Source organism: Allobosea sp. Root381 (assembly GCF_001429395.1).
Lineage (GTDB): Bacteria > Pseudomonadota > Alphaproteobacteria > Rhizobiales > Beijerinckiaceae > Allobosea.
Genome location: NZ_LMJT01000019.1, coordinates 38,648 through 61,561 on the forward strand (window position 1 = coordinate 38,648; position 22,914 = coordinate 61,561).

A 22,914-nucleotide genomic window follows, 5' to 3' on the forward strand; every position below is an offset into this window, starting at 1 on the left:
AAACCGATGGAAGTCGAGATTCGCCCCGCGACGATTGCAGACGCCGGCGCGATTGCCGCGCTTCACGTCAAGGTGTGGCGCGAAACTTATCGCCAAATCGCGCCCGCCGATGTGCAGCTCGCTCTCGACGAGAAGCACCGTATGACGGGCTGGCGTGCCCGACTGTCGGCTCCCTCGCCTGGAGAGGCCGTGTTCGTCGCCGAGTTCGATCGGCGCGTGGTCGGTATTGTAGCAGCAGGCAAGCCGTCCAATGCCATTTTCGGCGATCGTGGTGAGATCGGGGCCCTCTACGTCGACAGCGCCCTGCAACGGCATGGCATCGGCCGCAGATTGCTGGCAACCGCGATGCGGCACCTGCAGTCACAGGGGTTTGGCGGCGTCGGACTTGGTGTCGTCGCCGGTAACGACCCAGCCATCGCGTTTTACACTGCGCTCGGCGGGCAACTTGCGGGCCAGTACCGCGACGCAGGTCCGCTCTGGCGCTCGTCCAATATCGCGATCGTTTGGGACGGCACCGAACCGGGCACGTGACCAAGTGAGGAGGGCCGGCTTGACTGGGCGGTCTGCAAAGGCCTCGTCAAGTCGGCAGCACCGCTGCTCGTGCCGCGGAACTGGTTCCCGAAGCCCTCGGGCTTGCCGATGGGAGATTTGGCTGCGTCACCAAGCAGACGATCATAGGCGACGCGGCCATGTGCGCCCGAGTTCTTTGCGGGCATCTACACGGCGATCCATGGGCTGGCCCTGCCGGGGGCCAAGGCGGTTCGAGGAGGCGCTTCCCCCTCTCCAGCGAGAGGTCGCGGCCTTTGCCGAATATTCAGTCCACTACAACACGCTGATCAGCTGCTGCGGTCATCTCGGTCTCATCGAGGAGGCGCAGGAATTCATCGCCGCTCGGGCTCGCGTCGGCCCGCCGCCCCGCCTCTCGGTCCTTCGTCAAAACCTCGGAAAATTCGCTCATTGCGAAGTGTTCGTCGAGGGACTGAAAAAAGCCGGCGTGCCGGAGTGAAGGACGGCGAGTGCGAGCGAGCTTGCCCGAAGGATCCGCATCAACATGCCCGCGTTGCGGCACATCATCGGCTACGCGCGAAGAGCGCCATGAGGACTCGTTGCTGCGGAACTGAGTGTCGGGGTAACAACTCTGGTCGCGGCGCGACGCATCCAGGAGCGACGGATCCGTGAACCGATATCCGATGTTCAATCCGCAGCTGCTGATCAGCTTCGTCGCCGTTTGCGAGGCGCTGAGTTTCACGCGCGCGGCCGACCGGGTATCGCTGTCGCAGTCCACTGTCAGCCTGCAGGTCAAACGGCTCGAGGATTTGCTGGGCCAGGCGCTGCTGGAGCGCTCCTCGCATCAGGTCGAACTCACGGAAGAGGGGGAGCGGCTGCTGAGCTATGCGCGGCGGATCATCGCGCTCAACGAGGAGGCGCATGATGCGCTAACCGGCGCCTGGCGGGACGGCGTGCTGCGTCTCGGAATGCCGGAGGACTTCGCAGTGCCGACCGTCGAGTTGCTGGCGGCCTTCAGCCGGGAGCAACCGCATCTGAGACTCGACGTGACCAGCGGGCTGAGCGCCGATCTACGCACTGCCTATGAGCGCGAGGAACTCGACTTGATCCTGGTGAAGCAGCGGCGCGGGCAGCCGCCACGCGCAGCCCGGCGCGAGCCGCTGCTCTGGCTCGACAGTCGGGCGCATCCGGCCATCGAGCGCGCTCCCGTTTCCCTGGCGATGTTCCCGCTCGGCGGGCTCTATCGCGACGAGTTATGCGGAGCGCTCGACGCGCTCGGCATCCGCTGGCGCGTCGGATATTGCAGCGGCAGCCTGGCAGCGCTCGCCGCCGCGTCCGCCGCGGGGCTCGGCGTGACCCTGCTGCCCGCCGGCTGCAGGTTGCCCGGGCACAGGCCCCTTGGCGCAGCCGAGGGGCTGGCCGAGATCACCGATTTCGAGCTGGCGCTCTACTATCGGGACGATGCGCCGGCCGCGACCACCGCGTTGGCCGAACGGCTGGCAACCTTCTGCCGGCTGGAGGCGTGACTGACGACGGCATTGACCTTCTCAATCGCCAGCATTGCCAATTATCGCTGCCAAAGCGCTGCCTTGCCCCGTATTTCAGGGGCAACAACCATAGGGAGGTGGCGAAGCATGGAAACGGGACACCATCAGAACAGGCGTGCGTTTCTCGGCCGGACGGGTGGCATCGTCACCGCCTGCGCCGTGGCAGGTCTGACAGGCAGTGGCGGAACCAAGGCCTCGCCCGCCCCCGGCAAGCCTGCCGCGGCCGAAGCGGAGACGCGCAGCCTGACGGACCAGCACTATCTGCTGACGAATGTCCGGCTCGAGGAAGGCTTCGCCTATGACGGCGACGTCGTGACGGCCACCCGCACGGCCCTGCATTCGCTGGAGATCAAGGCTGGCAAATTCGTCGCGCTTCATGCCGCAGACGCCGTCTTGCCAGCCGGAGTGCCCACCTACCGGGCCAATGGCCAGCTCGCCCTGCCGGCGATGCGCGACATGCACATTCACCTCGACAAGACCTTCTACGGCGGCCCGTGGCAGGCGCCGCTCCCGCGGCAGGGCAAGACGATCCTCGACATGATCGCGCGCGAAGAGAGGCTGCTGCCGCAATTGCTGCCGACCTCGCAGCAGCGCGCCGAGGCACTGATCGCCCTGCTGCACTCCAAGGGTACCACGGTCGCCCGCAGTCACTGCAACATCGATCCGGTCAGCGGGCTTAAGAGCCTTGAACATCTGCAGCGCGCGCTGGAGAATCATCGCGACGACTTCAGCTGCGAGATCGTTGCCTTCCCACAACATGGTCTCCTGCACTCGAAGGTCGATGGGCTGATGCGGGAGGCTATGAGCATGGGCGTTGCCTATGTCGGCGGGCTCGATCCAACCAATGTCGACGGTGCTATGGAGAAGTCGCTCGACGCGATGTTCCAGATCGCGCTCGACACCGGCAAAGGCGTCGATATTCACCTTCACGAGGCGAGCCCGGCCGGCGTCGCAGCGATCGGCCGCATGATCGAAACGGTCGAGAAGAACCCGGCCCTGCGTGGCAAGGTGACGATCAGCCACGCCTTCGCTCTCGCGACGCTGGCACCCGGCGCTCTGGCCGAGACGGCTTCGCGCATGGCGGCACAGGGCATGACGATCGCCTCGTCGGTGCCGCTCGGCGCGATGACGATGCCGCTGCCGCAGCTGAGCGAGAAGGGCGTGTTCGTGATGACGGGCACCGACAGCGTCTACGATCACTGGTCGCCCTTCGGCCGTGCCGACATGCTCGAAAAAGCCAATCTCTACGCTCAACTCTACCGCGGCAGCGACGAGTTCCGCCTGTCCCGTGCCCTGGCGATCGCGACCGGCGGCGTTCTCCCGCTCGACGACGGCGGCAAACGCGCATGGCCCAAGGCCGGGGACGGCGCCGACTTCACGCTGGTTCCGGCCAGCTGCTCCGCCGAGGCCGTGGCAAGGCTGCCGGAGCGCAGCGCAACCTTCCATCGCGGCCGCATGGTGTTCGGCAGCGTCGGGACCGCCTGACGCAGTCACGCGAGCTGCAGGAGAGTATCCGATGAAACGCGCATTCGCCCGCATCATCGCTCTGGCTCTGGTCGCGGCCTTTGCATCACTACCGGCCTCGGCGCAGACACCGCCATCGGCCGACGAGATCGCGGGCTATCGCGGCCTGCAGGCGGCCGCCTGGACCGGTGACGTCGCTGCGATCGAGAGACTGGCGGCGGCAGGTGCCGGGATCGATGCGCGCGATGGCCACGACCGAACTGCGCTTCACATCGCGGCCCATGCCCGGCAGCCCGAGGCCATGCGGACGCTGGTCAGGCTGGGGGCCGATCCACGTGCTCTCGACGCTCAGCGCTACGACACGGTTACGATCGCGGCGGTCGCCGACGACGTCGGGACGATGCGTGTGGCGCTGGCGATCGGCGGGGATCCGAAGGCGATCACCAGTCCCTATGACGGCACTGCCCTGATCGCTGCCGCCCATCTCGGCCATGACGAGATCGTCAAGGTCCTGATCGACGCCGGAGCCCCGCTCGATCACGTCAACAACCTCGCCTGGACCGCGCTCATCGAGGCCGTCGTCCTCGGCGACGGTGGAGCGCGGCATCAGCGCACCGTGAGCCATCTCGTCGCTGCCGGCGCCCGGCGCGACCTCGGAGACCGCAGTGGCGTGATACCGATCGAGATGGCACGCCAGCGAGGCTACGACGCCATGGTTCGCATCCTGGACAAGAAATGAAAGTCGTCCGAGGTGAGGCGGAAGAGCTCTCCGATCGGTCCGCCGAGCACCCAGGGTGCGGTGATGCGGTCGTGGCAGAGGGCGGCGAGGAAGGTCATCGTCTTCGAATGGCCGTGGGGGAGCCTTGGCGTTGAGCCTTTCGCTGCGCCTTCACCAGCCTCGCAGCGATGCGGGACAGGGGATGCCGTGCCCTCCTCTGCATGATCCGAGGTACGGCGGCTGCAGCGCCGGATGATCAGAACATGATATCGATCCGCCCCTTCAAGGCATGATCCCGCGCGTTGTCGCTCAGCGCCGCGCCATAGCTCAAGCCGAGCGTGGTCGAGCGGGACGCCTTCCAGGCCAGCCCCGCCTCGGCAAGCAGAGTGTCGCGCGCAAGCGGCGCGGCATAGCTGCGGAACGGCGTCACGCCCGTGACGAAGGTGAGATCGGCCGCCGGTGTGGTGTCGCCGAAGGCATGGCGCCAGCCGAGCATGCCGCGCGCGATCAGCGGCAGGGCGCCGAGCTGCGCCTCGGCGCGCAGGCCGAGCGTGGTGAAGCCGAGGCGCTGGTCGCGCCCGAGCACAACCAGCGCGGCAGCGCCGCCCTGCTCTGCCGCCCGGTCGGTGCGGATGCTGACCGCCGCGATCTGCGCGAAGGGTTCGAACGCGACCGGGCCGAGCGTCAGCCCGTAGCCGATCTCGGCGAAGGCCTGGGCGGTGGCGCTGCGGCCGTCGAGCCGCAGATTGTCGGTGAAACCGGGCAGCGAGACCTGTCGCCGCATGTCGGTCTCGCTCCAGGCATAGGCCGCGCCGGCCCGGAACGAGACGGCACCGAAGCGGGTGCCGCCATAGATCGCGCCATGGACGCTCGAGAGCTCGCCCCTGGCGGCGCGTGCGTCGATGTCGAAATCCCTCTGCGTGTAGCCGCCCGCAACGCCGAGGCGCCATTGCGCGGCACTGAGCGTATCCGACTTCATCTCCATACCGAGCAGCATGCCGCCGCCGCTGCGATGCAGCGAGCCCGCGTTGCCGTCGCGGTCGGTCGAGCCCTTCGCGCCGATCGCCTCGCCCCAGATCGCGAAGCGGCTCGGGTCGAAGACCGGCGCCGGCATGGCGGTGGACGACTTGCGCCCCGGAAGGTCGGCCGTGAACGAGCCCTCGACGCTGCCGCCTGCCGCTGCCGGACCGAATGGCGCGCGCAGCCGGTTCAGGATCGATTCGCGAATGAGATGGCTGTCCTCGACCGCAATCGAGACGGCCTGCGCATGCGCCTCGCCGGAGAGCGCGTCGAAGCCGGCGCGCGCCTGTTCGGCCGTGGTGCCGAGCAGGCGGTCATAGATGGCATTGCCGGTTCCCAGCGCCTCGGCCGCATGTGAGGCGCCGGCCTGGTTGCGCGTGATCGCGACGGCCGGGAACGCCACCTGGTTGCGCGCCATCGTCAGCACGACCTCGTTGCCGCCATAGCTCAACGACGGCGTCAGGAAGGCGAGGTCGGAGGTTGCGCCGGCGAACTGACCGCTGACGCCGCCCTGCGCGGTCAGGATGCTGTAGCGGGTCGACTGCGCATAGGCTCCGTTGGCCGCCAGGACCTGAACCTGGCCGCCATTCAGCGTTGCCGTGCCGGTCGCCACGATGCTGTCGCTGGCGCCGGTCGCATCGAGCTCAACCTGATAGGTGGCGCCGGCACCGAACCCGACATTGCCGGCGATGTTCAGCGTGCCGATCGAATTGCCCGGCGCGACCGTGCCGCCATTCACGACGATGCCGCCGAGCGTGCCGCTGCCACCGAGCGTGCCGCCGTTCAACGTCACCACGGAACCGGCGAGCGAGCCGTTCACCGTGAGCTGCCCGGCCGTGACCGTGGTCGGCCCGCTCAGCGTGCTGGTGCCGGTCAGGATCAGGGTGCCCGCGCCCTGCTTGGCGAGCGTACCGGTACCGGAGATGGCGCCCGCAAACGAACCGCCTGCGGCCTGGTCAAAGACCAGCGCGGCGTTGTTTAAGATCGGGCCCTGGAGGCTGGTGCTGTCGCCGACCAGCGTACCACCGGAAATGGTGGTGCCGCCTGAGTAGGTGTTCGCGCCGGTGAGCGTGAGCATGCCCGTGCCGAGCTTGGCGAACGAGCCGGTGCCCGAGATGGTGCCAGCGAAGGTCCCTGCCACGCTCTGCTTGAACACCAGCGCGGCATTGTTGAGGATCTGGCCCTGGAGACTCGCGCTGTTGCCGACCAGCGTGCCGCCATTGATCGTCGTGCCGCCGGAATAGCTGTTCGCCCCGGTCAGGACGAGCGTGCCGGCGCCGGCCTTCGAAAGTCCTCCCGTCCCGGACAGTGACTGGCCGAGCGTGAAGGTGTTGGCGGCATCCGCGATGTCGAAGCCGCCGCCGCCAGCGCCGAGCGTGATCACCCGGCTCGTCTGGCTGAACCCCGTCCCCGTGATCCGCAGCACGCCGCCGTCGAGCGCGAGCGTACCGGCTGGGTCGCCGAGATTGCCGTCGCGGGCGACGCTGAGAGCGCCACCCTTCACGACGGTTCCCCCGCCATAGGTGTTGCTGGCCGTCAGCACGAGCGCACCGGCGCCGGACTTGGTCAGGCTGCCCGGGCCACCGAGCGACTGCGCGATGGTGAAGATGTTGGCCGCATCCGCGATGTCGAAGCCGCCGCCGGCCGTGTCGAAGACGATGGGGCGGGCGAGCGCGGTCAGGCCGGTACCAGTGACCTGCAGTGTGCCGCCATTGAACACGAGCGTGCTGCCGGGATCGCCGAGATTGGCATCCGAAGCGATGCTGAGCGCGCCGCCATTCAGGAAGGTGGTGCCGGTATAGCTGTTGGCGCCGCTCAGCACGAGCGTGCCGGAGCCTTGCTTGGTCAGCGTACCGCTGCCGTCGATGGCAGCGTCGAGCGTCGCCTCGCCCACGAAATCGGCGACGATGCGGCCTTCATTGGTGATGAAGGGAGCAGCGATAGTGCCCGGCAGCCCGCCGAGGCCGAGCTTCAGGGTGCCGTTGCCGGCGATCGCGATCTGGTCCGCGACGAGCTTGCCGCCATCGGCGACGCTTACCGTCACGGGCTGAGGCGCGCTGAAGGGGCCGCCGAAGGCGCCGTCAAGGCCGACCGAAACCCCGCCGCCGCTGTTGATCGTCCAGCTCGAACTTGCGCCGGTGATGGTAACGTCGAGGCTCGCAGGGCCAAAGATATCGGTTGCGTCCAGACTGGCGCCGCCGCTGACCAGCGTCCCGCCGCCGGAAACGGTCAGCGTCGTGGTTGCGGAGGAGAAGACCAGCATATTGCCGACCTCCACCCGCGAAGCGGATCCATCGACGCTGAATTCGGCATCGACCATGATGAACGGGCTCGTCGGCAGCGCCGTCAGCTTCGCGCCCTGCTCGACCCGGAATACGCCGCCGCTGACCTGGATGACGTCGGCGACGCTGAGGTCCCCGCCGCGCAAGATGAGGCTGGTGTTGCTGCAGCCGCAAATCTCGAGCATGCCGATGGCGCTGCCGCTGCCGGTAAGGATCTGCGTGCCGCCCTCGATCGAGAGCGAACCACCTCCGCTGAACGTGCCGGAGAAGGTCGCCGAGACGCCGTTGAAGCCGGTATAGAGGCCCTCATCCACCGCGATGTCGACGATGCCGGCCCCCGACAGCGAGCCGATCGCGTTGGTGCCAGCGACGGTCAGCCTGGCGCCAGACGCGACCGTGACATCGCTGTCGATGCTCAACGCCCCGTCGTCGGCCGAAAGCTCTCCGGCGAGGATGTTGGTCGGGCCGGTATAGTCATTGAAGACGCCGCTCAGCCTCAGCGTGCCCAGGCCGATCTTGGTCAGGCCGCCCGCGCCGGTGATGTCGCCGCTCAGCTCGAGCGTGTTGGCGCCGGTATCGATGGTGCCGCCGCCAGCGTTCAGCGTGACGCCGTGGCTCGAGGTGAAGGAGGCCGTCGTGATCAGCGTGCCGCCGTCGAAGGTGAGCCCGGCCGCGGGATTGCCGAGATTGTTGTCGGCGCCGATCGAGATCGCGCCGCCGGCGATTGTCGTGCCGCCCGTATAGGTGTTGGCACCCGACAGCGTCAGTGTACCTGTCCCGATCTTGACCAGCGAGCCGCCCGGAATGAGATGATCCTCGATGATCCCGCTGAAGGTCGTCGAGATGTTGTTGCCGCCGACGGTGAACTCGTTGGCCCCGAGCCACAGCCTGCCCCCGCCCGCGATCGAGCCGGCGCTGATGTGATTAAGTCCGCCGGGACCGGTGGAACCTTCGAGGCTGATGATTCCCGAGCCTATGTTATTGAGAGCCGCGTTGCCTGCGGTGGAATTTGCGGAGAATCTCACGAGCCCGGAATTCTCGATCGTCGCGTCGCCCGCAGTGGCGTTGCCGGAAAAGGCAACTTCCCAGTTGCTGATGACCCTCGCACCGCCCGCCGTGGCATTGTCGTAGAACAGCAACATTGCTTGATTGCTGATCGTCGCCTGCCCTGCCGACGATGAGCCCCTGAACCTCATCTCGTCATATTGATCAAAATAGACATTACTCGAAACAGTTCCGGATAGCATCTCCATTACGCCATTTCCGGCAATAACCTGAATAGATGGCGAATTATTGACGATGCCTACACCATCGATCGTGAGCATACCGTTGACGAAAATAGTGTAAGCAGACGCGGAAGTATTGAACGCAATCCCGCTCAGCGACAGATTGCCGGAATTCGACACTGTCGTGATTGAGCTGGAGCCGAAAGTGGCCAGACCGGTCGGAACCGAGTCCGAGCTCCAGTTGGTGCCGAGCGAGAGGTCGCCGGAACCCGGGCTCGCGCGCCAGGCCGCGTCCTGCGACAGGGCCGGAGCCGACAGCAGCAGGCCGAGCGCAGTACCAGCCAGCAGGAGAGAGCGGCAGCCGGACAGCCGGATCGGGCGCGGTCGCATGGCCACAGACTGCCGCTCAGATCCACCGCCCGGCGAGACGCGAGCCGGCGTGCATAAGATCTGCGCTTGCGAAGTCATTGCGCCGCCCCTCCCCGGCCCGTCGTCTCACCCACACAGCGCAGATGGATTTTGGACGCGGCCTTCCGCTATCGCCGGACGACCATAAGGGAATCGGCCTCGCAGATATCGATTTACCAATGGTAATGTTGGTCCAACCCCTAGTCCTGGGCAATGAACATGCGTTCGCTACCCTTAAGTTTGGAAACGGAAGTGGCTTCGGCGTAACACCTGCATGCCGGCAGGCAGCGCCCAGAAGGGCGGTTCAGGCGGAAGCGGCTCGTCCTGTAAGGCAGTCGAGACCGGCTCCGGCGCGATGCCCCGACGCGAGAGACGCCCGCAGCGCCGGCTCATCGAAGCCGCCGCGTGCGACGTTTGATCGGCAGCACCTGGAATCCGGCAGCCGCAACGCTCTTCGCTCCGAGCGGCAACATCGAATTCATCATTCTCAACGCGACCGATCCCTGGACGGAGGTGGATGCCGAACTCCAGCAGGAGACGGAGTATCCCACCCTCTCTGAGCCGAAGTTGCGGGAAGCGATCAACCTGCTGGTCCGCCGCGACTCGATCCAGCGCGACATCCACGGCCGCGCCGGCACCGCAACCGCCAGCTTCATCACCGAGCCCAAGCACTTCGAGCTCGCCGACGGCATCCGCGAGAAGGACGGAAAGAAGTTCTCCTACGTCGTCCAGACCTCGATCAGTGCGCCGCGGCAGAACGTAACGCGCGACAGGCCCGCTCCCCTGCCGCGGTTGCCATTCACGGCTCTACGGGATCAGTGCTTGACGATCCGGGCCTCCGGCGACGGCGTCGGGCTAGGCTTCCCCCCAATCGGAAAAGCGATCGAAAACAAGCCGATCGTTCCCTCCGGGCGGTTCTTGACGTCGACCTCCCGCAGCACCTTCAGCCGCGCCGTGATGGGAGTTCCCGCCAGCTCGAACGAGTAGCTGATATGGCCTCCCAGCGCCGTGGTGCGACCCTTGTAGGGTCCGAGCGATGCTCCCGCTCCGCCGTCGCCGCTGACCTGTTGGTAGTGCGAGGCCAGGAAACCGATCGACCACTCCTTCGAGAGTGTCTTGGTGATGGCCAGATCGCCATGGATCGCATTGCCGCTCTTGTAGTCCGTGTCGTCGTTTGTGCCGTTGATCTCCAGGCCAACAGCGCCGGATATGTCGAGACCGAGATTGGGATCGAACCAGGTTGCCGCGATCGAGAAGTCGCCGATCCAGCGATTGAACGACAGGTTCGACAGCTCGCCGACTTGATAAGTCCCCGAGGGAATGTTGACGGAGGCAGCAACCTGCCAGTGGAAGTTGCCGTGATGCCAGCCGACGAAGCTCGACACGATGGGATCGCCGAACAGAAAATCGGCATCGCGCAGGCCGATGCCGAAGCTTCGCCCGAACCGAGGAGCTGAGATCAGCGCACCAGCGCTGACGCGCGGAATGCCGAAAGGCAGCGAGATGGCGAAGCCGAGATTGCCGCCGAAGATCTGCAGCGGCGTTACCCAGGTCGGGGTCAGGAAAGCGGCCCTGGCTTCCACCTTCACATTCGCGACGACGGCGCCGCCGAACTGGGTTTGCTTACCGGCGGACTGCCGCCCGGAATAGGCGTAGAGATCGGTCTCGAAATAGAAGCCGGGCGGCGGGACGACGCCTGCCATTGGGCCGTGAAACCCCGGAAGGAACAGGCTGGCGCCGCCTTCCGTGGCTTGCGCCGGAGACAGTGCGAGGATCGCAACCGTCGCAGCCCCAGCGAGTAGGCCAGTCCGAAATAGCCGCATCGAGTCGCCCCGCATTTCAGGGAGCGAGGCTCACGTGTCCGTCGACCATCGTCAAGCTTGTTTGTTCCCCATTCTTTGGTCCGCGCGGTAACGGTTACCGGCTGTGAAAGGGGCCGCCGCGGCCGCAAAATGCCCGCTTGCGGCAATAATCCATGTTGCGCAGGCGAGGAGCCAATGGACGCAACCAGAAAGCGCGGGCTGGCACGCCTGATGCTCCGATGGCCCGACCGTCGCGCGGCTCTCAAGGAGCGCTTCCTCTGTGATCCGTCGGTATCGGAACTCTGCGAAGCTTACGAAACCGCCTGCGAGGCTGTCGCCTACTGGGCCAAATCGCACGATGCCGTCGCAAACGAGCGAAGCGATGAGTATCGCTCTCTGGCAGCCGAGACCGAAAAGGACATTCTCAGGCTGATTTCCTAAAATCCGAACAATTCGACAGCCATCTCGCATCTATTGCCTCCCCATCCGGGTTGCGCCATGATCGCGCCTCTTGTTCTCCACCGTCTGCATTTTGTCCGGCTCAGGAGCGAGGCATGGGCGGCAATGTATCGACGCATGAACCAGGACCGTCCTCTGTCGCGGTACTGAGCGCGCTCAAGGACCTCGTAGGAAATCCGGCCCTGCGCCTCTCCGAGCGGAACAGGCGTTTCCTCGAATTCGTGGTTCGCGAGACGGTCGATGGCCACGCCGACCGGATCAAGGCCTACACGATCGGAGTCGACGTCTTCGGACGTGACCAGAGCTTCGACCCGGCCGTGGATCCCATCGTCAGGATCGAGGCCAACAGGCTCCGGTCGGCATTGGCCAACTATTACGACTCCGGCGGACGAAACGATGCGATCCGGATTTCGATGTCCCCTGGAACCTATGTCCCGGCCTTCATCGTTCCCGGAACGGTGGCAAGGGAGGAACAACCCGTCAAGCCGCGCACGCCGGTTCCAGTGCCAACGCCACAGGAAAGCATCGTGGTGCGCGAGCGGTCGGGTCCGGTCGACCCGGAGACGGCAATGCGCCGGGACCTGTTCACCAATGCGGTCATGAAATGCCTCGGCAAGGCCGCCTTCAAGGTATTCTGGTCGCCACCCGATACTGACGCGGCCGCCGCGCGCATGCTGGGGGATCGCATCAGCGCCACGCTGTGCCTCGATATCGCTGTCCATTCCTTCGGTCCGAAGCGCCGATACTCGTGGAGGCTCTGGAATGCCGAAAGTGGGGCTGTCCTCCTCTGCGATTACCGCGATCTCGAAGCGCGATCCGAACCCTGCATCCGTCTGATCGACGAGACAGCGGGAATTGCCGCATGCGACGTGGCTCGTCAGCGGTCGAGCTCCTGATCGATACCGGATCGGCGGTAACAGTTACGGCCTTAATCACCGGCGACCCCCATGCAAGCCTGCGCGAGCGCGCTCGGGTGAATGTCTCGCCGGAAGCGGCGCTCCACGCGAAGGAGTGCTCGATGCCACGACAGCGATTGCTAGCGGCGGCGGCCTTGACCGCCCTGATGAGTTGGGCGGCGCCGGCCGTCTCCCAAGCTCCGCCCCCCGCGCCAACGGCAGCGCCGCCCTCCCAGGCGCAGGGACAAAATCAGCAGCGCCCGAACATCCTGGTGATCTTCGGCGACGATGTCGGTCAATCCAACATCAGCGCTTACTCCCACGGCCTCGTCGGCTACCGGACGCCGAACATCGATCGGATCGCCAAGGAAGGCATGATGTTCACCGACTATTACGCGGAGAATTCATGCACGGCCGGGCGATCGACCTTCATCACGGGACAGGTCTGCCTGCGGACAGGCCTCTGCAAGGTTGGCATCCCCGGTGCCACGGTCGGGTTGCAGGATCGCGACGTCACCATCGCAGCCGCACTGAAGCCGCTCGGCTACGCGACGGGCCAGTTCGGCAAGAACCATCTCGGCGATCGCGACGAGTTCCTGCCGACACGCCACGGCTTCGACGAGTTCTTCGGCAATCTCTACCATCTGAACGCCGAGGAGGAGCCTGAGCGCCCCTACTATCCGAAGAACGACACCGCCTTCGTGAAGGCCAATTCGCCGCGTGGCGTCCTCAAATCCTCGGCCGACGGCAAGATCGAGGACACGGGACCGCTGACCCGCAAGCGGATGGAGACGATCGACGACGAGACCACCGCCGCGGCGGTCGACTTCATCCAGCGGCAGGTCAAGGCGCAGAAGCCGTTCTTCACCTGGATGAACACGACGCGCATGCACGCCTTCACCCATGTACGGGAGTCGATGAAGGGCGCCAGCGGCATGCCGGGCAACGACTATGCCGATGGCATGCTCGAGCATGACGGCGACGTCGGCAAGCTGCTCAAGGCGATCGATGATCTCGGCATCGCGAACAACACCATCGTCATCTACACCACCGATAACGGCCCCAACCAATGGTCCTGGCCCGATGCCGCGACCACGCAGTTCCGGTCCGAGAAGGACACGAACTGGGAGGGTGCCTTCCGTGTACCGGCAATGATCCGCTGGCCCGGCCGGGTGAAGGCCGGCGAGGTCTCCAACGAGATGATCTCCGGACTCGACTGGTTCCCGACGCTGGTCGCCGCCGCCGGCGATGGCGAGATCAAAGAGAAGCTCGCCAAGGGTACGTCGCTGGGCAACACCCAGGCCAAGGTCCATCTCGACGGCTACAACCAGCTCCCCTACCTCACCGGCCAGCAGCCCAAGTCGGCGCGCAACGAGTTCTATTACTTCAACGATGACGGCGAGTTGGTCTCCTATCGCTACAACGACTGGAAGATCGTCTTCTGCGAGCAGCGGGCTCCCGGCGGCTTCACCGTCTGGTCCAACCCCTTCACCTGCCTGCGCGCGCCGAAGGTCTTCAACCTGCGCATGGACCCGATGGAGCGCGCCGACGTCGTTTCCGACCAGTATTACGACTGGCTCGCCAAGAACGCCTACCTGATCCAGTACGGCGTCTATCGCGTGGCGCCCTTCCTCCAGACCTTCAAGGACTTCCCGCCGAGCCAGCGGCCGGCGAGCTTCAGCGTCGACCAGATGGTCGATGCTCTGATGAAGAACCTCGAGAACACCGCCTCCAAGGCCTCGAAATGACCATTCCGCCCTGCGGACCGCCGGCTAAGGCGCCCGCAGGGCCTCGTTCGAACTGAGCGACACGCTGACGGGGAGGAATGCGATGAAGCCTGATCGCGCGGGCATGTTGGCAGGCATCGTGGCGGGCTGCCTCCTCGGCATCCCCGCATTCGCGCAAGGGCCGGCCGTGCAGGCCTCGCCTGGCTGGAACCGGGCCATGCCGCCCGGACCAGATGCGCGCGTGAAGATCACCGAGGAGTATGCGCGCCTCGTCGGCCGGGACGCGTATTTCTGGTCCTGGCCGATGGTCAACATCTACAACCGCCGCCTGCATTTCGCACAGGTGAAGGAAACGGCGCGGACAGGGCCGCTGATGCAGGCTCCGCTGAACCGGCTCGCCATGCTGACCGACTATGTCGAGCCGGAGGAGCGCTCCGTCGCCTGTCCGAACCAGGATGTCGTCTACGGCATCGGCTCGCTCGCGCTCGACATCTCCCCGGTCGTAATCCAGGTGCCGGATTTCGGCGACCGCTTCTGGGTCTACCAAGCCGTCGATCTCCGCACCGACAGCTTCGTCCAGCTCGGGAAGATGTACGGCACGACGCCGGGCTTCTATCTGCTGGTGGGCCCGAACTGGACCGGCGAGGTACCGCGCGGCATCACCAGGGTCTTCCGGTCGCCGACGAGCACCGGCATGATCGCGCCGCGCGTCTTCCAGGACGACACAGCCGAAGACAAGCGAGCGATCCAGCCGGCCCTTCGCGGCATCGTCATGTATCCGCTCGCCGATTTCGACGGCACGACCAAGACGATGGACTGGGCGAACCTGCCCAAGGCGCCGCCCCCGCCGCCGAGCGAGGCGGAGACGCGCTGGGTTTTCCCGGAAAAGTTCGTCGACGAACTGCCCGCGGTCCTCGCCGACGCGCCGCCGCTTCCGGGAGAGGAGGCGCGCTATGCGCAGGTGCTGGCCGTGCTCGCCGCGGCGAAGGCCGATCCCAAGCTGAAGCAGGCGATGACCGAGGGCGCCATCGAGTCGGACGAGAAGCTGGTGACGCCGCTCTTCCAGTTCCGCAACTACGGCCAGCAGCTCCCGCACAACTGGTCGACGATCTCGAACGAATCCGCCTTCGGCACCGACTATTTCACTCGGACGGCGGTGGCGAAGTCGAACATCCTCGTCAACTCGCCCAACGAGACCAAGTACTTCTACCAGGATCTCGACAGCGCAGGCGGGCGACTCAACGCCGCTAACCGCTACACCGTGACGTTTCCGAAGGGCGGCACCCCGCCGGTCAACGGCTTCTGGTCGCTGTCGATCTACAACGAACACCACTTCTTCGTGGCGAACCCGATCAACCGCTTTTCGGTTGGGACAAAGAACAAGGACCTGAAGCTCAATGCCGACGGGTCCGTGACATTCTACGTTCAGGCGGAGGCGCCGAACGATGCCAACCAGCGCGCAAACTGGCTCCCAGCCCCAAAGGGCGACTTCTCCCTTTACGTCCGCGCCTACTGGCCGAAAGCCGAGGTCACGCAGGGAGGCTGGACCCCGCCGGCAGTGCTGAAGTCGAACTGATGGAGACGACCGATGCCTCTGCATCGCCGCACCGTCCTCTACCTTGCCGTCGGCCTTTGCGGATGGAGCGCTTTGGCTTTCGCCCAGCAGGTCGACCCGCTTCCGTCCTGGAACGAGGGAAAGGCCAAGCAGACGATTCTCGACTTCGTTTCCAGGGTGACGCGCGAGCGCGGCCAGGACTTCGTGCCCCCGGAAAGGCGGATCGCCACCTTCGACAATGACGGGACGTTGTGGGCCGAGCAGCCGATCTATTTCCAGTTCCAGTTCGCCATCGACGAGATCAAGCGGCTCGCCGGACAAAACCCTGCCCTGAAAGGCAAGGAGCCGTTTCGCTCCGTGCTGGCCGGAGACATCAAGGCGCTGACGGCGGATAATCACAAGGGTCTCGGCCAGGTGCTGGCGCGGACCCATTCCGGCACGACCACCGATGCCTTCGCGCTCTCGGTTGCCAACTGGCTGTCCTCGGCCCGGCACCCGACGAAGCAGCGCCGCTATGACGAGTTGATCTACCAGCCCCAGATCGAGCTGCTCCAGCACCTTCGGGCAAACGGTTTCAAGACCTTCATCGTCTCCGGCGGTGGTGTCGAGTTCATGCGGGTCTTCGCCGAGAAGGCCTACGGCATCCCACCCGAGCAGATCGTCGGCTCCTCCGGCGTGGTGACGTTTCGCCTCGACGGCAGCGGCAAGCCAGAACTCTTCAAGGAGGCCAAGGTAGAGTTCGTCGATGACGGGCCGGGCAAGCCCGTCGGCATCAACCGCTTCATCGGCCGTCGTCCGATCCTCGCGTTCGGCAACTCCGACGGCGACCTCCAGATGCTGCAGTACACCGCCGGGGGAGATGGGCCGAGGCTTGCGCTGATCATCCACCACACCGATGCCGAACGGGAATGGGCCTACGACCGGACCTCGCGGATCGGCAAGCTCGACAAGGCTCTGGACGAGGCCAATGCGAAAGGCTGGACCGTGGTTGACATGAAGGACGACTGGAAGACCGTCTTCCCGGAGGCGAAGTGAACATCGCCGTCGCGCAGGCGAGGCCCGCCTTCACGGACGACATGATATCGATCCCGGGCGGGACCTTCATGATGGGGTCCGATCGGCATTACGCCGAGGAGGCGCCTTGCCATCGCGTCACGGTCGACGCTATCCGGATCGACGCGACGCCCGTCACCAACCGTCAATTCCGGGCTTTCGTCGAGGCGACCGGCCACGTCACGCTGGCCGAGATCGCACCCGATCCGAAGGACTATCCCGGCGCCCTGCCCCACATGCTTCGGGCGGGCTCGCTGATGTTCGACCCGCCAACGCATCCGGTCGACATCCGCGACTGGTCGCAATGGTGGACCTTCAAGTTCGGGGCGACCAGGCGCAAGCCCTACGGCTCGGGCTCGACGATCAAGGCGCTCGACGATCATCCCGTGGTCCATGTCGCCTACCGCGACGCCGAGGCCTATGCCGCCTGGGCCGGCAAGGAACTGCCGACCGAAGCCGAATGGGAGTTCGCCGCCTGGGGCGGTCGCGACGGATGCGAATTCGCCTGGGGCGATGAGCTGACGCCAGGGGGGCGGCACATGGCCAACACCTGGCAGGGCAACTTCCCCAACGAGAACAGCAAGGAGGACGGGTGGGCGCGGACCTCCCCAGTCGGCAGCTACCCAGCCAATGGCTACGGCCTCTACGACATGATCGGAAACGTCTGGGAATGGACCGCGGACTTCTGGTCGACGCGACATCAGGCGGACGCGCCGAAGGCCTGCTGCGTGCCGCAGAACCCGCGTGGAGGGCCGGAGGCCGACAGCTACGATCCGCGTCAGCCGGCGATCCGCATTCCCCGGAAGGTTCTGAAGGGGGGATCGCATCTCTGCGCGCCGAGCTATTGCCGCCGGTATCGCCCGGCCGCTCGCCATGCCGAGCCGATCGACACCTCGGCCAGCCATGTCGGGTTTCGCTGCGTGGTGAGAAACGCGCCATGACGGACGCCGGAAATGATCAGTCCGGCTCGACAGCGCTCGTCGCGGTCAAAGACCTCGAGGCCCACATCAACCAGGACATCATCGGCCAGGAGCGCGTCGGTCCGATGTTCTAATGATCCGAACTGCAGCAGCTGTGATCGGCCAGCGCTTCGATGATGGCGCAGTCGCAGGCCTGCACTCCGCCCGAGCATGTCGCCGCGATACGCTGCAGCTCGCTCTCCAGGGACCGCAGCCGGGCGATCTTGTGGCGGACATCGGCGAGATGGGCGACGGCGATCGCATGCGCCTTGTCGCAGGCCATGCCGGGCGTGTCGGAGAGGTGCAGCAGCGTGCGGATCCCATCCACCGGGAAGCCGAGGTCGCGCGCATGCTTGATGAAGGCAAGGCGCTCCAGATGCGCACGGCCGTAGCGCCGCTGATTGCCATCCGAGCGCTCGGGGAGCGGCAGCAGGTCGACCTGCTCGTAATAGCGAATGGTCACGACTTTCACCCCCGTCCGCTCGGCGAGGGCGCCGATCGGCATCACGACATCCGGTTTCATCGCATCCGGTTTCATCGCATCCGGTTTCATGGCGGCCTTCATTTTTCGCTTGAACCTGAAGTGGCTAGAGGTCGTACATGGGTTGTCTCGATGTGTCGTCAAGCAGGAGACAACGATGGCAGCAACGACCGACCGCAAGGAATCCGCGCTCAGCTGGACCATCGGCGGCATGGATTGCGCGAGTTGCGCGGCCAAGGTCCGCGGGGCTGTCGAGAAGCTGCCCGGCGTCTCCGATGTCAGCGTGGCGCTGATGTCCGAAACGCTGAAGCTGCGGCTAGACGAGGCGCAGACAAAGCCTGATGCGATCGAAAGGCGCGTCGCGAGCCTCGGCTACACGTTATCGCAGGTCGCCAGGCCTGGTGAGGCTGCGGCCGTGCGGGACAGCGAAGCTACCCGCTGCGGCCACGAGCATGACCATGATCATGCGCACAAGCACAACCATGAGCATGCGAAGCAGCATGTTCATAGCCCCGGCTGCTCCGGTCACGACCATCATCACGATCACGGCCACGAAAATGCTGTCGGCCACGGCATGCCCGGCCATGTCCACGAGATCACGCCGGCCGGCGTCTCCTGGTATCAAACGAACAAGGGGCGTCTCGTCCTGCTAACCGGCGCTTTGCTGGCCGGGGCGTGGACGGCGAGCCTGGTCTGGCACGGCGGGTCCTACTGGCTGTTCTTCGCCGCCTGCATGATCGGCCTGGTGCCGGTGGCGCGCCGGGCCTTCGCGGCCGCAGCAGCCGGGATGCCCTTCACCATCGAAATGCTGATGACGATCGCGGCGACCGGGGCCCTGCTGATCGGTGCGGCCGAGGAGGCGGCCCTGGTCGTCTTCCTCTTCGCCGTCGGCGAGGTGCTGGAGGGCGTCGCTGCGGACCGGGCGCGCAATTCGATCCGGGCGCTCGGCGAGCTCGTACCGAAGACCGCGCTCGTCGAAGAGAACGGCGAGACCCGGCAGATCGATGCCGCAGCGCTCGTCATCGGCCAGACCGTCCTGGTCCGACCCGGCGACCGCATCCCGGCCGATGGCGAGATCGTCTCCGGCACCTCGGGCATCGATGAGAGCCCGGTAACCGGAGAGTCCGTGCCGAAGACCAAGGGCGTCGGGGAAGCCGTCTTCGCCGGCTCGGTGAACCGCGAGGCGGCGCTGCGCATACGCGTCACCAGGGCCACAGAAGACAACACGATCGCCCGCATCATCCGCCTCGTCGAGGAGGCGCAGGAGGCACGCGCGCCGACCGAGCGCTTCATCGACCGCTTCTCGCGGATTTACATGCCGATCATCGTCGCGCTCGCGGTGCTGGTAGCCTTGGTACCGCCTCTTGCGCTCGGCGCCGATTGGGGCACCTGGATCTACCGTGCGCTGGCGCTGCTGCTGATCGGCTGCCCCTGCGCGCTGGTCATCTCGGTGCCGGCTTCGATCGCGGCCTCTCTCTCCACCGGCGCGCGCCAGGGGCTGCTGCTGAAGGGGGGTGTGGTCATCGAGGCCGCCGCCAGGACCGGCGTCGTCGCCTTCGACAAGACCGGAACCCTGACCGCAGGCACCCCGCGCGTCACCGATGTCGTGGCCCTGGCGCAGGACGAGCGCAGGGTGATCGAGCTGGCGGCCGCGGTGGAAACGGGATCGAGCCATCCGCTCGCGCTCGCCATCCTCGAGCGGGCGAAGGCCCATGTCATTCCGATCCGCCCGGCCGCCGAGGCCGGCGCCATCCCCGGCCAGGGAGTCTCTGGTTCGCTCGACGGCGTCGCGATCTTCGTCGGCGCGCCGCGTCACGCGCTGTCGCGGGCAACGTTCGACGACGTTGCGAAGGCCCATGTCGAGCGGCTCGAAACCACCGGAAAGACTGTCGCGGCAGTGATCGCCGACGGAACGCTCACCGGGCTGATCGCTCTGCGCGACGAGCCGCGAGACGATGCGGCAGCCGCAGTCGCGGAACTCAAGGCCATGGGCATCCGCTCGCTGATGCTCACCGGCGACAATGCTCGCACCGGCACGGCGATCGCCGGCTCGCTCGGCATGGAGGCGAAGGCCGAGCTGATGCCGGACGACAAGGTCGCGGCGATCAAGAACTTGTCCGCGACCGCCCCGGTGATGATGGTCGGCGACGGCATCAACGATGCGCCGGCGCTCGCCGCTGCCAGCCTGGGCGTGGCGATGGGCTCCGGAACAGACGTCGCGCTCGAGACTGCCGACGGCGCGATCCTGAAGAGCCGGGTCCGCGACGTTCCGGCGATGATCCGGCTGGCGCGGGCGACGATGGCCAATATCCGCGTCAACATCACCATCGCGCTGGGGCTGAAGGCCGTGTTCCTGGTAACGAGCGTGCTCGGATATACGGGGCTCTGGGTCGCGATCCTCGCCGATACCGGGGCGACCGTCATCGTCACCGCCAACGCGCTGCGGCTGCTGCGCTTCGACGCGAGCAAGACGGGCTGACGCCATTGCCATGGTATTCCGCGCGAGGTCGGCGACGGCTCGATCTCCTGTTCAGACTTCGTTAGCCGTCGAGCTCCAGAGTCGTCTGCATGACTGCGTTCCGCCGCTCCCCCTTGGCGCGCCTTGCGCTCGCTTCCGTCCTTGCCGGCGCGCTTCTCTCCGGCTGCGTGGTCGGCGAGGGCGATGACCGTCACCTGCAGCCCTTGCCGGCCCGGCTGGTCTCCGAGATGTCGGCGAAGGGCATGAGCCAGAGCGATCCGATCCTGGTGCGCATCTTCAAGAAGGAGAGCGAACTCGAGGTCTGGAAGCGCGACCGCAGCGGGCAATACGCCCTGCTCAAGACCTATCCGATGTGCCGCTGGTCGGGCCAGCTCGGCCCGAAGAGGCGCGAAGGCGACCGGCAGGCGCCCGAGGGCTTCTACACCGTGACGGCCGACCTGATGAATCCGCGCTCGCAATTCTACCTGTCGTTCAACCTCGGCTACCCGAACCCGCTGGAGCAGTCGCAGGGCTATTCCGGCTCGGCGCTGATGGTCCACGGCGCCTGCACCTCGGCCGGCTGCTTCGCCATGACCGACGAAGGCGTCACCGAGATCTACGGACTGGCTCGCGAGGCCTTCGCCGGTGGCCAGCGCAGCTTCCAGGTTCAGGCGCTTCCGTTCCGGATGACGCCGGAGAACATGGCGCGGCATCGCAACAACCCGAACTTCGCCTTCTGGCAAAACCTGAAGGAGGGGTCGGACCATTTCGATGCGACCAGGCAACCTCCCAGGCTCGCCGCCTGCGACAGGAGATATGTCTTCAACGCAGCGGAAGGCTCGGGCCCGATGACGCCGGGGGCGGCCTGTCCACCGTACGCGATCGATCCCGCGATCGAGCCCCTCGTCTACCGGAAGCGGGATCGCGACGCGGCACGCTTCGCCGAGCTGGTCGGCACGGGCTCTCCTGCGATGAGCTACGCGCATCTCGATGGCGGGATGCACAAGAGCTTCCGCACGCTGCTGAAAGATCTCGGCCCGGAGCGGATGCAGCCGATGGTCGCCGGAAAGGTCGCGATCAGCCGGCCAGAGGCCGCATTGGCAGACCCCTTCGAAGGCGATGACGGGTTGGGGCGCGCGGACACGACCGGGTCGCTCGCCCAACGCTGAGCGGACGGAGGTTCCACGCCAAGCTGCTGTTCGAGCTGGTCGGGCTGGCCTCGGTCGCGGAATGTCGCATTGCTAGGCCGTCCAGGCCTCGCTATGCCCTCGCCGTGGTCGATCGCTCACCCAGAGCCACTGTCGCGATCGCGTCCCAGGTCCACGACGCCGAGACGCCGGCACCGGTGAGGCAATCCGATCCTTGAGGCAACCCATGCCGATCTTGAAATGGATTCGCTACGGCGCCTGGACGGGCGTCGCCCTGATGGCCTTGGCGGGAGCCGCCATCGTGATGGGGTGGTGGCAAGTCGACGGGCCCGGCCGGCCGGATGCCGTTCGCACGGCTCAACAGACCATGCTCCCCATCGGAGGCGCGTTCACGCTGGTCGATCATTCCGGCAAGACGGTCACCGACGCCGACTACCGCGGTAAGCCGATGGCGGTGTTCTTCGGGTTCACCCATTGTCCCGAGGTCTGCCCGACCACGCTGACGCAGATGGCCAGCCTCACCAGGCAGATCGGAGCCGAGGCGGACCGCTTGCAGATCCTGCTGATCACGGTCGATCCCGAGCGCGATACGCCGGAGCAGCTCGCGCTCTACCTTCAATCCTTCGATCCCAAGGTCGTCGGCCTGACGGGTTCGCAGGAGCAGGTCGAGACCGCGCTCAAGGCCTACAAGGCCTATGCGAAGAAGATCCCGACAGACGACGGCTACACCATGGACCACTCGGCCTCTGTCTATCTGATGAAGGCCGACGGCAGCTTCCGGACGATGATCGATTATCACGAGGACGATAAGTCCGCCCTCGCCAAGATCCGCATGGTGCTCGACTGAGCACACGCACCTGACGGCGGTCGGCGTTGGCCTGCTGACGCGCTGCTGTTCCCCGCCCTTCCCGCTCCTTCCAGAAAAAAGGGCGCCGTTTCCGGCGCCCTTCCTCGTTGTCGTCTGGATCTGTTTTCCGCTCAGACGAAGCGGAAGTCGTCCTGGGCGAGGCTGGCGAGCTGGATACCCTTCAGCGTCAGCGCGGTGTCGGCGTCGATCGTGAAGACCGTGTCGTTGCCGACCTGCGCGGCCGCGTCCATCGCCGCATCGAAATCGGCGAAGACGTCCGTGTCGAACTCGAGGACGTCCGAACTCGAGCCCGTCGTCCTGAAGTCGGTGACCGTGTCCTTGCCGAAGCCGGCCGCG

The 22,914-nt window shown here is 66.0% G+C and carries 18 protein-coding genes and 1 pseudogene; 14 read left to right on the forward strand and 5 right to left on the reverse strand.

What is annotated here, in order from left to right; translation table 11 throughout:
• Positions 1-6: 6 nt before the first annotated feature.
• From ASE63_RS16115 to ASE63_RS16135, 5 genes are all read left to right on the forward strand, one after another.
• Positions 7-531, forward strand: coding sequence for a GNAT family N-acetyltransferase (locus tag ASE63_RS16115; RefSeq protein ID WP_056803199.1), 525 nt, complete (start codon positions 7-9; stop codon positions 529-531).
• A 199-nt stretch (positions 532-730) separates the two neighbouring features.
• The gene (locus ASE63_RS28065; RefSeq protein ID WP_056803202.1) at positions 731-1,006 is read left to right on the forward strand and encodes a hypothetical protein; all 276 of its coding nucleotides are present in this window, start codon (positions 731-733) and stop codon (positions 1,004-1,006) included.
• 169 nt (positions 1,007-1,175) lie between these two features.
• Complete coding sequence (locus tag ASE63_RS16125; RefSeq protein WP_056803204.1) at positions 1,176-2,033, forward strand: LysR substrate-binding domain-containing protein; 858 nt, start codon at positions 1,176-1,178, stop codon at positions 2,031-2,033.
• A gap of 108 nt (positions 2,034-2,141) precedes the next feature.
• Positions 2,142-3,539 carry an amidohydrolase family protein gene (locus ASE63_RS16130; RefSeq protein ID WP_056803207.1) on the forward strand — a complete coding sequence of 466 codons (1,398 nt, stop codon included), beginning with the start codon at positions 2,142-2,144 and terminating at the stop codon, positions 3,537-3,539.
• 31 nt (positions 3,540-3,570) lie between these two features.
• Positions 3,571-4,257 (forward strand): ankyrin repeat domain-containing protein, encoded by a 687-nt coding sequence (locus ASE63_RS16135; protein ID WP_056803210.1) that lies wholly within the window; start codon positions 3,571-3,573, stop codon positions 4,255-4,257.
• 14 nt (positions 4,258-4,271) lie between these two features.
• On the opposite strand, the pseudogene ASE63_RS28455 reads toward ASE63_RS16135, so the two are convergent.
• From ASE63_RS28455 to ASE63_RS16150, 3 genes and pseudogenes are all read right to left on the reverse strand, one after another.
• Positions 4,272-4,428, reverse strand: a pseudogene (locus tag ASE63_RS28455) (IS630 family transposase); the annotation flags it as partial.
• 64 nt (positions 4,429-4,492) lie between these two features.
• Positions 4,493-8,680, reverse strand: coding sequence for an autotransporter domain-containing protein (locus ASE63_RS16140; RefSeq protein ID WP_056803211.1), 4,188 nt, complete (start codon positions 8,678-8,680; stop codon positions 4,493-4,495).
• A gap of 1,307 nt (positions 8,681-9,987) precedes the next feature.
• Positions 9,988-10,875: a transporter gene (locus ASE63_RS16150; RefSeq protein ID WP_056803218.1), complete on the reverse strand. Its 888-nt coding sequence runs from the start codon at positions 10,873-10,875 to the stop codon at positions 9,988-9,990.
• Positions 10,876-11,169: 294 nt separating this feature from the next.
• Between ASE63_RS16150 and ASE63_RS16155 the strand changes: the two genes are divergently transcribed.
• The 6 genes from ASE63_RS16155 to ASE63_RS16180 all read left to right on the forward strand — a co-directional run bounded on the left by ASE63_RS16155 (position 11,170) and on the right by ASE63_RS16180 (position 17,605).
• A complete protein-coding gene (locus ASE63_RS16155) occupies positions 11,170-11,415 on the forward strand; it encodes a hypothetical protein (protein ID WP_056803221.1) in 246 nt (81 codons plus the stop codon).
• 113 nt (positions 11,416-11,528) lie between these two features.
• Positions 11,529-12,329, forward strand: a complete 801-nt coding sequence (locus ASE63_RS16160) for a hypothetical protein (protein WP_056803224.1) — start codon at positions 11,529-11,531, stop codon at positions 12,327-12,329.
• Positions 12,330-12,451: 122 nt separating this feature from the next.
• A complete protein-coding gene (locus ASE63_RS16165) occupies positions 12,452-14,077 on the forward strand; it encodes an arylsulfatase (protein WP_056803259.1) in 1,626 nt (541 codons plus the stop codon).
• Positions 14,078-14,159: 82 nt separating this feature from the next.
• The gene (locus tag ASE63_RS16170) at positions 14,160-15,632 is read left to right on the forward strand and encodes a DUF1254 domain-containing protein (RefSeq protein WP_156410412.1); all 1,473 of its coding nucleotides are present in this window, start codon (positions 14,160-14,162) and stop codon (positions 15,630-15,632) included.
• Positions 15,633-15,644: 12 nt separating this feature from the next.
• On the forward strand, positions 15,645-16,646 hold the full coding sequence (locus tag ASE63_RS16175) for an HAD family hydrolase (RefSeq protein ID WP_056803228.1): 1,002 nt from the start codon (positions 15,645-15,647) through the stop codon (positions 16,644-16,646).
• A gap of 41 nt (positions 16,647-16,687) precedes the next feature.
• On the forward strand, positions 16,688-17,605 hold the full coding sequence (locus tag ASE63_RS16180) for a formylglycine-generating enzyme family protein (protein WP_082610015.1): 918 nt from the start codon (positions 16,688-16,690) through the stop codon (positions 17,603-17,605).
• 109 nt (positions 17,606-17,714) lie between these two features.
• On the opposite strand, the gene ASE63_RS16185 is transcribed toward ASE63_RS16180, so the two are convergent.
• On the reverse strand, positions 17,715-18,131 hold the full coding sequence (locus tag ASE63_RS16185) for a helix-turn-helix domain-containing protein (RefSeq protein ID WP_156410414.1): 417 nt from the start codon (positions 18,129-18,131) through the stop codon (positions 17,715-17,717).
• Between the two features lie 130 nt (positions 18,132-18,261).
• Here ASE63_RS16185 and ASE63_RS16190 point away from each other — a divergent pair, with 130 nt between their 5' ends.
• From ASE63_RS16190 to ASE63_RS16200, 3 genes are all read left to right on the forward strand, one after another.
• Entirely contained in the window at positions 18,262-20,583 is a 2,322-nt protein-coding gene (locus ASE63_RS16190) for a heavy metal translocating P-type ATPase (protein WP_056803233.1), read from the forward strand.
• A gap of 89 nt (positions 20,584-20,672) precedes the next feature.
• Positions 20,673-21,731 (forward strand): murein L,D-transpeptidase family protein, encoded by a 1,059-nt coding sequence (locus ASE63_RS16195; RefSeq protein WP_056803237.1) that lies wholly within the window; start codon positions 20,673-20,675, stop codon positions 21,729-21,731.
• A 205-nt stretch (positions 21,732-21,936) separates the two neighbouring features.
• A complete protein-coding gene (locus ASE63_RS16200) occupies positions 21,937-22,557 on the forward strand; it encodes an SCO family protein (protein WP_056803239.1) in 621 nt (206 codons plus the stop codon).
• A gap of 131 nt (positions 22,558-22,688) precedes the next feature.
• Here the strand turns inward: ASE63_RS16200 and ASE63_RS27770 are convergent.
• The coding region (locus tag ASE63_RS27770) for a hypothetical protein (RefSeq protein ID WP_162261789.1) at positions 22,689-22,914 on the reverse strand (226 nt) is incomplete at its 5' end.

What these genes read in the sequence shown, in the direction of transcription:
- ASE63_RS16115 (WP_056803199.1), top strand. Translation starts at nt 7, where the DNA reads ATGGAAGTCGAGATTCGCCCCGCGACGATTGCAGACGCCGGCGCGATT.
- ASE63_RS28065 (WP_056803202.1), top strand. Translation starts at nt 731, where the DNA reads ATGGGCTGGCCCTGCCGGGGGCCAAGGCGGTTCGAGGAGGCGCTTCCC.
- ASE63_RS16130 (WP_056803207.1), top strand. Translation starts at nt 2,142, where the DNA reads ATGGAAACGGGACACCATCAGAACAGGCGTGCGTTTCTCGGCCGGACG.
- ASE63_RS16135 (WP_056803210.1), top strand. Translation starts at nt 3,571, where the DNA reads ATGAAACGCGCATTCGCCCGCATCATCGCTCTGGCTCTGGTCGCGGCC.
- ASE63_RS16140 (WP_056803211.1), bottom strand. Translation starts at nt 8,680, where the DNA reads ATGTTGCTGTTCTACGACAATGCCACGGCGGGCGGTGCGAGGGTCATC.
- ASE63_RS16150 (WP_056803218.1), bottom strand. Translation starts at nt 10,875, where the DNA reads ATGGCAGGCGTCGTCCCGCCGCCCGGCTTCTATTTCGAGACCGATCTC.
- ASE63_RS16155 (WP_056803221.1), top strand. Translation starts at nt 11,170, where the DNA reads ATGGACGCAACCAGAAAGCGCGGGCTGGCACGCCTGATGCTCCGATGG.
- ASE63_RS16160 (WP_056803224.1), top strand. Translation starts at nt 11,529, where the DNA reads ATGGGCGGCAATGTATCGACGCATGAACCAGGACCGTCCTCTGTCGCG.
- ASE63_RS16165 (WP_056803259.1), top strand. Translation starts at nt 12,452, where the DNA reads ATGCCACGACAGCGATTGCTAGCGGCGGCGGCCTTGACCGCCCTGATG.
- ASE63_RS16170 (WP_156410412.1), top strand. Translation starts at nt 14,160, where the DNA reads ATGAAGCCTGATCGCGCGGGCATGTTGGCAGGCATCGTGGCGGGCTGC.
- ASE63_RS16175 (WP_056803228.1), top strand. Translation starts at nt 15,645, where the DNA reads ATGCCTCTGCATCGCCGCACCGTCCTCTACCTTGCCGTCGGCCTTTGC.
- ASE63_RS16180 (WP_082610015.1), top strand. Translation starts at nt 16,688, where the DNA reads ATGATATCGATCCCGGGCGGGACCTTCATGATGGGGTCCGATCGGCAT.
- ASE63_RS16190 (WP_056803233.1), top strand. Translation starts at nt 18,262, where the DNA reads ATGGCAGCAACGACCGACCGCAAGGAATCCGCGCTCAGCTGGACCATC.
- ASE63_RS16195 (WP_056803237.1), top strand. Translation starts at nt 20,673, where the DNA reads ATGACTGCGTTCCGCCGCTCCCCCTTGGCGCGCCTTGCGCTCGCTTCC.
- ASE63_RS16200 (WP_056803239.1), top strand. Translation starts at nt 21,937, where the DNA reads ATGCCGATCTTGAAATGGATTCGCTACGGCGCCTGGACGGGCGTCGCC.